This window comes from Acetobacter sacchari (assembly GCF_017377715.1).
In the GTDB taxonomy this organism is placed as follows: Bacteria; Pseudomonadota; Alphaproteobacteria; order Acetobacterales; family Acetobacteraceae; genus Acetobacter; species Acetobacter sacchari.
In genome coordinates this window covers 19,157-27,712 of record NZ_JAFVMF010000034.1, presented here as the reverse complement: position 1 = coordinate 27,712, position 8,556 = coordinate 19,157, and the positions used below count along the sequence as shown (strand labels likewise).

Below are 8,556 nucleotides of genomic sequence, written 5' to 3'. Positions count from 1 at the left end.
TATCCTTGAGCTTCGCACCCGGAACGCCGTCGAGGATGGCCTGAATCGCCTTGTCTAGTTCGCGATCAATGCGAGGCAGTTCATTTCGCATTGCTGCGAGATCGGCACCAAGTTCCATGCGTAGTCGGTTCACCTCAAGGCGGCACCGCTTTTACTGGCATACCGATAGGGGGCCGACTGCCCTGACCCTCCTATGACTTTGGAAGGGAAGGTCAACTTCGCTAACCCGTGCGACATCGCGACTGTTCCGGCAAACCGCGACTGGGGGCTATGGGCTTACTGACCGGAGCCGAGCAGGATGCCCTTCTGCGTGTGATCGACGAGCTTGTCAGTCGGACCTAATAGTTCCAGTATAGCCTTCTTTGCAGGCGCAATAAACGCGCTCCTGTCTCTGGAATGCTCGCGTGGAGACTGCTATGCGCTCGGCCAGAGCGGCGGTCTGTCAAAAAGCCTGAAAGGGGTAGTATCGCCCGCACGCGCCCCTATGCACTATTTGAAGGATCTCTATCCTGACAGAGCGACTACTGCGAAAGCAATCCCTCCCACGATGACCTGCGCGAGCGGAATCATGAGGAGCGTAACAGTATCTGTATCGGTTGATATGATGTCAGTCCAAGCAGCCGGCACCCACGCATTTACAAAAATCGCGACGAACGCCGTCACGAGCCACACGGTTCCAACAAGAGCAAAACGTAGATCGCCATAACGACGCCAAGTTGTCAGGAGCATGCCAAGAGCCACGAGCCCATTGATTCCTATACCAACGACCATACGCGTGTCGCTGTCTTGATCAGGCGCAAGTAAATCTGACAACGTCCAGGCAAAAGTAGCCAGGAGTCCAACTATCCAAATCGCGATAGTGGCGCCAAACAAACCCAGTTTCATGATCTTCTCCCTCTCTCCGGACGGGCGTCTGGATCCACCTTCCACTCGGCTCTGCGGCGGCGGAAGGCGTTTGCTTTTATCCCCCGCCCCGAGCATGCCGTAGACCGCACCTTGCTGGGTGGATGGAAGCGCCATCGGAAAGGTCTCCCTGTGCCAGCTCCACCTCTTTGGCAACTCGCCGGCGGAACTTTTGATCAACGCGCGTACAGCCTGACCTTGGGCGCGCAGTGCATGAACCACGGAACCGCCCAGTTGTCCCGTGGCCCCGAAGATGACTTCCAGAAAACGGAGCGCGCCGGTTCTTTCAGAGCATGGATCAACTGGCCCGAGCTTATGTGGTCTCGAGCAAGATATTCAAGGATGTACGCCAGCCCTCGGCAGATGTTCTGGTCCATCACGGCGTTAGCGTATCTCACGGAAGTCATTTTGTTCTGACTCGGGGCTTCCGCCGCTCCGGCGGTGGCTACTGGTCCACCGACTGTTTTTCGTCAGACCTTGTCTACGGAATTATCTTGAGGAGGGCAGCGAAAGGAAGAAGTCGGCAATGGCGCTGCTGGCGTCGAGCTGCCGACTTGCCTGGCCGACGAATATCGGACGGGCATATTGCGGACCTCCCGGCCAAGTGTGACCGCCGCCGAGCACGATGAGAAGTTGCACCACGCCGGTGGCCGGGCAATCTTGATAACTTACGCGTAACACCCGTGTCCTGTCGAACGGCGCGACGGTTGGAATGGGGATCGGGCGACTGACCATTCCGCAGCCGTTATGCTTACCCCAGAAGGCGGTCGTCTCGGCGACCGAGAGCACAATGCCGCCCTCGCCACGCCCACCGAAGTCTGCGACAAGACCGCCCTTGTAAGGCATGATGGGATCATTCGTCCCGGCGATCTGCATCACCGCGATCCGGCGAATCGGATGGCACCGCGGCGCCACCTCGAACGGCAGAGTGCCTGCGACGGGCGCGATTCCGGCAATCTGCTGCGACAAGTCGCATCCCAGACGTTCGGCGAAGAGAGCCCCGTTGGAGATACCAGTGGCATAGATCCGGTCACGGTTGGTCGAATAGTCCGTGTTGAGCCGGGCGATCAGAGCCGCGACAAAGCCAACATCGTCTTGCGGATATCTGATAGTCGTACGGCCGTCGTTCCAGTGCTTGTTGATACCGTCGGGATACACTGCGATGAAACGGCGAGTGTTCGCGACCTGGTCGAGACGGGTCAGCCTCTCCATCTGCCGCCCCTGCATCCCTCCGCCATGGAACGCGAGGATCACCGGATATCCGCCGGGAGGCGAAAGCCCATCGGGCAGATGCACGGTGTATGTCCGCTCCCTCCCGTCGACAGACAGCCGGCCGGATCGATCTGTGGCGTACGCCGGCGCGGTGAGGCCGATGGTCGCAGTCAGGAGCACGGCGATCAGGCGCCTATATTTCGAGAAATTTGAGTGGTCGACACTGTTCATGGAATACTCGTTGCTGACGACTATCCTGATACGACCGATGGAGATCTTTCCCCCGCTCTGCTGGCGGAAAAAGCGTCATGCAAAGGCGGGGTCTACCAGCCGCTGGCGATGGAGTGGGCGATCATGCCGGTTGTCACCAATACGATAACGAAACGGATCTCAGCATAGTACCAGCTATGGCCCTCCGCGAAGTGATAACCCGGACGCCCGCCCTGAAAACCGGAGAATGGCGTACAGCCCCGCGGCAGCCGACAAGATGGCGGTTTATGGCGACGGTGCGGCCGCAGCCGCCTCGGATGACGGTGGTCACCCAAAATCCCGAGATCAAGGCCGCTCGGCAAAAACCCAAAGCATCCCAGCCAGATAGGGGGCTTGCCCAGCCGTACGGCTGTCACCGCGACATGGAGCGCCTCGTGTAGGCGCGCAAGCTGCTAATGATGGAACTCAGCCATATACGTCTGGAGCAAGAGCGGCGGCGCTTCGGCGGTCGCGAGAAAATCTGTCAGCGATGTCTGCGGGCAACCGATATACAACTTCTGGTGGTCGATGTATGAGAGTGAGCGTGCCGGGATATTCTTCTGATATCACCCGCATTGATAAAGGAAATACGCAATTATTGTTGGAGATTTGAGTAAACTAACGTGGGGGCTCAGTTAATAGCATTTCGAAAACGAAAATGGCTTCAGAGCTACAAACTTGCCCTAATGCACATGAGTTTCTTACTCGCCAGCTTTCCAATCGAGTTTACGGATTTTTCGATTCAATCATCGCCTGGGGTCAAAGCGCCTGAAGAAATGCGTTCACGAACCCGGCAAATATAGCAACGGCTTCTCATATCTCATCGATTCACACGGTAAGCGGCACAAACTTCACGCCAGAGAGCTTCGATTCAACCGCCAAGCCTCCTCCACGGCGCTTGAGATATCCGCTGCGTCCGTCGCCCATTCTCCAACTCCGCCGACCGGATGGACAGAGGCTTTCCACAGTCCTGCTTTGCCCTCCCGTTCGATCGATACAACCCAATCAGCAGGCACGCGCGTCAGAACGCGGGCAAGCTTCTGTTCCGGGGTCAACGGCTTTGCGTAATTGTGCCCCACGGCGTCATCACCCCTTCATTGCGCCGATCACCAGATCCGGCGTCAGGATCTGCGGCAGCACGCGCCCCTCCGCGTGGGGCGGAAAATAGACATAGAGCGGCACGCCGTCGCGGCCATGGGCGCGCAGAAAGGCGGTGATCGCCTCGTCCCGGTTGGTCCAGTCGCCTTTGATATAGGCAACGTTATTCTTCGCGAACGCGTCCTGCACCTTGGCGCTGCTCAACGTCACGCGCTCGTTGACCAGACATGTGATGCACCAGGCCGCTGTCATGTCGATGAACACTGGCCGTCCTTGCGCTCGTAGCGCTGCGAGACGCGCCTCGCTGAACGCCGACTGCTCAGCGCTCACGCCAACCGTCGGTGCGGACGCCGGTGCGGGCAGCGCGAGAAGCAGCGCCAGGGGCGCAACCGCTGCAATCGCCGCCAACCCACGCACCCATCGCGCCCCGGAGGCGCCGCGCATGGCGAGCGCGCGCCCATTGATCGCAAGCCAGCCGCTGAACCCCAGCAGCAGCAGTCCGACGCCCAGCAGCAGCACGGCGTCTCCGCCGCCTTGCCGCGCCAGCACCCAGGCCAGCCAAACGCAGGTTGCGAATATCGGAAACGCCAGCAGTTGCCGGAATATGTCCATCCACGCGCCGGGCTTGGGGATCAGTCTGCCGAAGCCCGGCACGATCGCCAGCAACAGATAGGGGCTCGCGAGCCCGAGCCCCATGCACAGGAACACACCTATGGCTGCCAATGGAGGAGCGGCCAGCGCTCCTGCCACCGCGGCGCCCATGAATGGCGCCGTGCAGGGGGTCGCCACCAGCACGGCGAGCAGACCGGTGAGAAAGTCGGCAACGCCGCCATGTGCGCGCGAAATAGCCCCTTGGCCTGCGCCGATGGCCGGCATTTCGAACACGCCGAGCATGCCCAACCCGACCCCGAACAGCAGCCAGCAGATGATGGCTACGAAAGTCGAGGACTGGAACTGAAACCCCCACCCGGCACTCGCGCCCGCGCCGCGCACTGCGAGCGTGGCGCCGCCGAGAAGAGCGAACGTGACCAGCACGCCAGTTGTATACGCCAGCGCGCTGCGCACCCGCGCGGCTTCCCCGCCCAGCCGCACGACGGCGAGCGCCTTCATGGCGAGCACAGGAAAGACGCAAGGCATCAGGTTGAGGATCGCGCCGCCCAGAAATGCAAGCACAGCCAGTTCGCCCCAACTCGCGGCCGCCAATCGCGCTCCGGATGTAGGTGACGACGCGACAGCGCCCTTTGCTGGCTGCGCGGTCATATCGAGAGCGCTCTGCTGTCCCGCCTTGTCGCGGAGCAACAGCACGCCTTCCAGCGGTGACCCTGCCTTGAACCCGTCGAGCGGTTTGAGAGAGAGCGACAGCCCCTCATCATTGAACGTCAGTTTCTGGTCGGCGACCTGATCGATAACACCGGGCGTGCCCGGCACGAACCATGCTTCGCTGACAGCTTCACGAGACAACCCCTTGCCGGAAATCTGCAACAATCCAGAGGGTGTGATCGACGACGTGAAGGGCGACGGCAGTGGACGGGCGGCCGCCGCGCGTTCGAACAGCGGCGCCTGCGCCGATGGCGCGGGCGCGCCAGAGTGCAGCGTCAACTGAAAGTCGCCCTGCTCCGGCACGCAGACGGCTGCGCAGACAAGCCACTCCGCATGCGCCTTGACGGTGACGTCCTGCGCATCCGAAGACCCGGCGACAGGCGTGACCGTCACTGGCAACAACACGTCGCCAGTATAGCCGTACGACATCAACGGTCCGTCCGGCAGGCGTTCCGGCGCGGGCCATGCAATGGCGTCGCCGTGACCGCCAGCCGCGCCTGAAAGCGTGACGGCAAGCGTCGGCGCTTCTCCGGCGTCGCCGGGGTTGCGCCAGTAGGTATGCCACGTCGGCTTGAGGGCGAGATGCAATCCCACGCGTATCGGCTGACCGGGTTGAACGGTGTCACTGTCGCTGACGAGCCATGCCTGATCGCGCTCCGTCGTCGCGACGGCGCTCTCCGCCGCCCGTGACGACGCGCCGCCCGTCAAGCCCAGGACCAGCGTGAGGAACGTCATGGCGAACGTCGTCGCCAGCTTGCGGCGACCGGACGAAAAGGAACTGGCTGACAGGCGCAAGAGGGCGCTCTCCTGAAATAACGAAACCGGACAGACGGAAATATGGGAGGAGCTTTACCGCTCCGCCAGCGTCGGGAACAGGGCGGGCGGCGATTGCCGCCCCGCGCCTGCCCCGTCATAACCGGCGCATGGACAACGTTCGCGCTTTTCCCGCCCCAACGCCAGCCGCCGACGACCTGCCGGTGCGTGCGATTTTGCCAGAACTGGCCGCCACGCTTGCGGAACGCCCGAACGTCGTGCTGGTGGCGCCGCCGGGGGCGGGCAAAACGACGCTTGCGCCGCTGGCGCTTCTCGATGCGCCGTGGCGCGACCCGTCGGCGCGGATTATCGTGCTGGAGCCGCGGAGGCTCGCTGCCCGCGCCGCCGCCGAACGCATGGCGAGCCTGCTCGGACAGCGTGCGGGACAGACGGTGGGTTTTCGCACGCGCCTGGAATCCGCCGTCTCCGACGCGACGCGCATCGAGGTCGTGACGGAGGGGCTGTTCCTGCGCCGCCTGTTGTCGGACCCGACGCTGTCCGACACGGCTTGCGTCATCTTCGATGAAATTCATGAGCGTTCGCTGGACGCCGATCTGTCGCTGGCCTTCACGCTAGACCTGCAACAGGCCTTGCGGCCCGACCTCCGGCTGGTGGCGATGTCGGCGACGGCGGACACCGCGACGCTTTGCCGACTGCTCGACGCTCCTGCGTTGGTCAGCGAGGGTCGCCAGCACCCCGTGACGATCCGCCACGCGAAGCGAGATCTGACGCATGTGCGCGACCTTCCGCTCGCGGCGGCGCAGGCTGTTCTGGACATTCTGCACGCGCCGCCGGGCCAGCCCGCCGCCCATCGCGACGCGCTGGCGGATGGGGCCGGGGGCGACATCCTCGTCTTCCTGCCTGGCGTCGGCGAGATACGCCGCGCCGCCACAGCGCTGGAACGGGCTCCCGCCGCCATCCTGCCTTTGCATGGCGAATTGCCGCCTGCCGAGCAGGCCCGTGCGCTGGCCCCTGATCCGGCTGGGCGACGGCGCGTGATCCTGTCGACCTCCATCGCCGAAACGTCCCTGACCGTTCCGGGCGTGCGTATTGTTATTGACGGCGGGTTCCGTCGCGCGCCGCGCTTCGATCCGGGGGCGGGGCTTTCGCGCCTTGAGACCATGCGGATTTCCAGAGCCGCTGCGACGCAACGATCCGGCCGCGCGGGGCGCGAGGCGCCGGGATATGCGCTGCGTCTGTGGACGGAAGCGATCGGGCGCGGCATGCCGCCGCACGACCGCCCGGAAATTCTCGACGCCGACCTGTCGGGTTTCGTGCTTGCGACCGCAGTGTGGATGGAAGAGATGGGTGGAGAAAATGGCGCGCTCCGTTTCCCTGACGCGCCGCCGAATGGCGGGGTCGCGACGGCGACCGAACTGCTCAAGGAACTGGGCGCGCTTGATGAGCGGGGCAAACCGACGGCGCTCGGCAAGCGTATGGCGACGATCGGGGCTCACCCGCGCCTTGCGGCTATCATGCTGGCGACGCGTACCGCCGGAGAATCCGCACTGGCCGCCGACATTGCGGCATTGCTGGAGGAACGCGACCCGCTGCGCCCACGTCATACGCCCGGCGCCGGAGGGCCGCCGCCTGTGCCGCCATCAGATATCGCGCTCCGTCTGGATCTGATCGGCGGCGGCGATCATCCGGACGCCGATCGCGGCGCCCTGTTCCGTATCCGGCAGGCGGCGGCGCAGTATCGCCGCCGCCTGCGCGTTCCCGCGGGAACGCAGGCGGAAGGAGACGTTTCCGCGCTGCTGGCGGCTGGTTTTCCCGACCGTATCGCGCAAAGCCGGGGCGGCGCGGGTGACGGCGATTTCCGTCTGTCAGGCGGCGGGTCGGCGCGTATCGGACGCGCTGACCCGCTGGCGGACCGAAAGCTTCTGGCCGTCGCATCCCTGTTCCTGCGCAAGAGCGCGGAAATCCGGCTGGCGGCGCCGCTCGATCCGGACAATCTTCCCGACACGCTTCTGGCGCGCGCGACCGAACAGGTGGAGACGGCGCTTGATCCGGTCAGTGGATCGATCATCGCCCGTCGCCGGGTGCGCCTTGGCGCGCTGGTTCTGCGCGATCGAACGGAGACGGTCCGGGGCGAAGACGCCGCAGGACTTCTTGCGCGGCAGGCGGCGGCCACATTGGGAACGGCGTTCGACTGGACCGACGCGGCGCGCCAGTTTCAGGCTCGCGTCGCCGTGGCTCGGGCTGAACTGGCGCTGGAAGAAACTCTCCCTGATCTGTCGGACGAGGCTTTGGCCGCCTCTATTGAGGAATGGCTGACGCCGTGGCTGGACGGCGTGACGAAACTGTCGGCGTTGCGGGATCTCGATCTGCTCGCCATCCTGCGGGCCAGACTGGACTACGCCGATCTGAGTGCGCTTGACCGCGAATTGCCGACGGAACTGTCGTTGAAAGGCGGGCGCATCAAGGTCGACTACACGCAGCCCGTTCCTGTCGCCTCGGCGCGGGCTCAGACATTTTACGGCACGTCGGAAACGCCCCGTCTTGCAGGCGGTCGCGTGAAACTGCGCCTCGCGCTGCTTTCTCCTGCAAGTCGCCCGCAGGCTTTGACCGCTGATCTGGCGAGCTTCTGGGCCAACGGCTGGGCCGACATGCGGCGCGACATGCGCGGGCGCTATCCACGCCACGACTGGCCGGAGAATCCGGCTCTGGCCGAGCCGCCGCAACCCGGCCCACGTCGGGAACGCCGTTGACGCAACGTCGGGTCCTGCGGCGGAGGGAGTTGGTGGGCGAGAGACGAGAAACTGGCCGCCTGCATGGCGCATCCCCGCGAGAGGACGGTGTCGAAGGAGACACAGGCGTGCGGGAAATGGCCGCCGAAACGTCCTCAGGGATTGCCCAGCTTCGCCGTCTGACCCAACACTAGGACTCGACGCAGCGTGAATCCTTGCGCAGGCGACCCAGTGTTCGGCCATTCACGAAAGCCTTCAGCCCCTGATGCCT

At 63.8% G+C, this 8,556-nt stretch carries 6 protein-coding genes; 2 read left to right on the top strand and 4 right to left on the bottom strand.

The features are described from left to right. Positions 1-504: 504 nt before the first annotated feature. On the bottom strand, positions 505-1,020 hold the full coding sequence (locus J2D73_RS19100; protein ID WP_243430103.1) for a hypothetical protein: 516 nt from the start codon (positions 1,018-1,020) through the stop codon (positions 505-507). Between the two features lie 372 nt (positions 1,021-1,392). Then, complete coding sequence (locus J2D73_RS19095) at positions 1,393-2,346, bottom strand: alpha/beta hydrolase family esterase (protein ID WP_207883915.1); 954 nt, start codon at positions 2,344-2,346, stop codon at positions 1,393-1,395. Between J2D73_RS19095 and J2D73_RS19090 the strand changes: the two genes are divergently transcribed. Beyond that, entirely contained in the window at positions 2,329-2,514 is a 186-nt protein-coding gene (locus tag J2D73_RS19090; protein WP_207883914.1) for a hypothetical protein, read from the top strand. The genes J2D73_RS19095 and J2D73_RS19090 overlap by 18 nt on opposite strands. A gap of 701 nt (positions 2,515-3,215) precedes the next feature. Here J2D73_RS19090 and J2D73_RS19085 read toward each other — a convergent pair. Continuing rightward, a complete protein-coding gene (locus tag J2D73_RS19085; RefSeq protein ID WP_207883913.1) occupies positions 3,216-3,443 on the bottom strand; it encodes a hypothetical protein in 228 nt (75 codons plus the stop codon). 7 nt (positions 3,444-3,450) lie between these two features. After that, positions 3,451-5,577: a protein-disulfide reductase DsbD family protein gene (locus J2D73_RS19080; protein ID WP_341535131.1), complete on the bottom strand. Its 2,127-nt coding sequence runs from the start codon at positions 5,575-5,577 to the stop codon at positions 3,451-3,453. A gap of 128 nt (positions 5,578-5,705) precedes the next feature. Between J2D73_RS19080 and hrpB the strand changes: the two genes are divergently transcribed. Continuing rightward, positions 5,706-8,306 carry an ATP-dependent helicase HrpB gene (gene hrpB, locus J2D73_RS19075; RefSeq protein ID WP_207883912.1) on the top strand — a complete coding sequence of 867 codons (2,601 nt, stop codon included), beginning with the start codon at positions 5,706-5,708 and terminating at the stop codon, positions 8,304-8,306. Positions 8,307-8,556: the final 250 nt, after the last annotated feature.

Bases quoted from the DNA above. Each gene is read 5' to 3' on its own strand.
- J2D73_RS19100 (WP_243430103.1), bottom strand. From the start codon at position 1,020: ATGGCGCTTCCATCCACCCAGCAAGGTGCGGTCTACGGCATGCTCGGG.
- J2D73_RS19095 (WP_207883915.1), bottom strand. From the start codon at position 2,346: ATGAACAGTGTCGACCACTCAAATTTCTCGAAATATAGGCGCCTGATC.
- hrpB (WP_207883912.1), top strand. From the start codon at position 5,706: ATGGACAACGTTCGCGCTTTTCCCGCCCCAACGCCAGCCGCCGACGAC.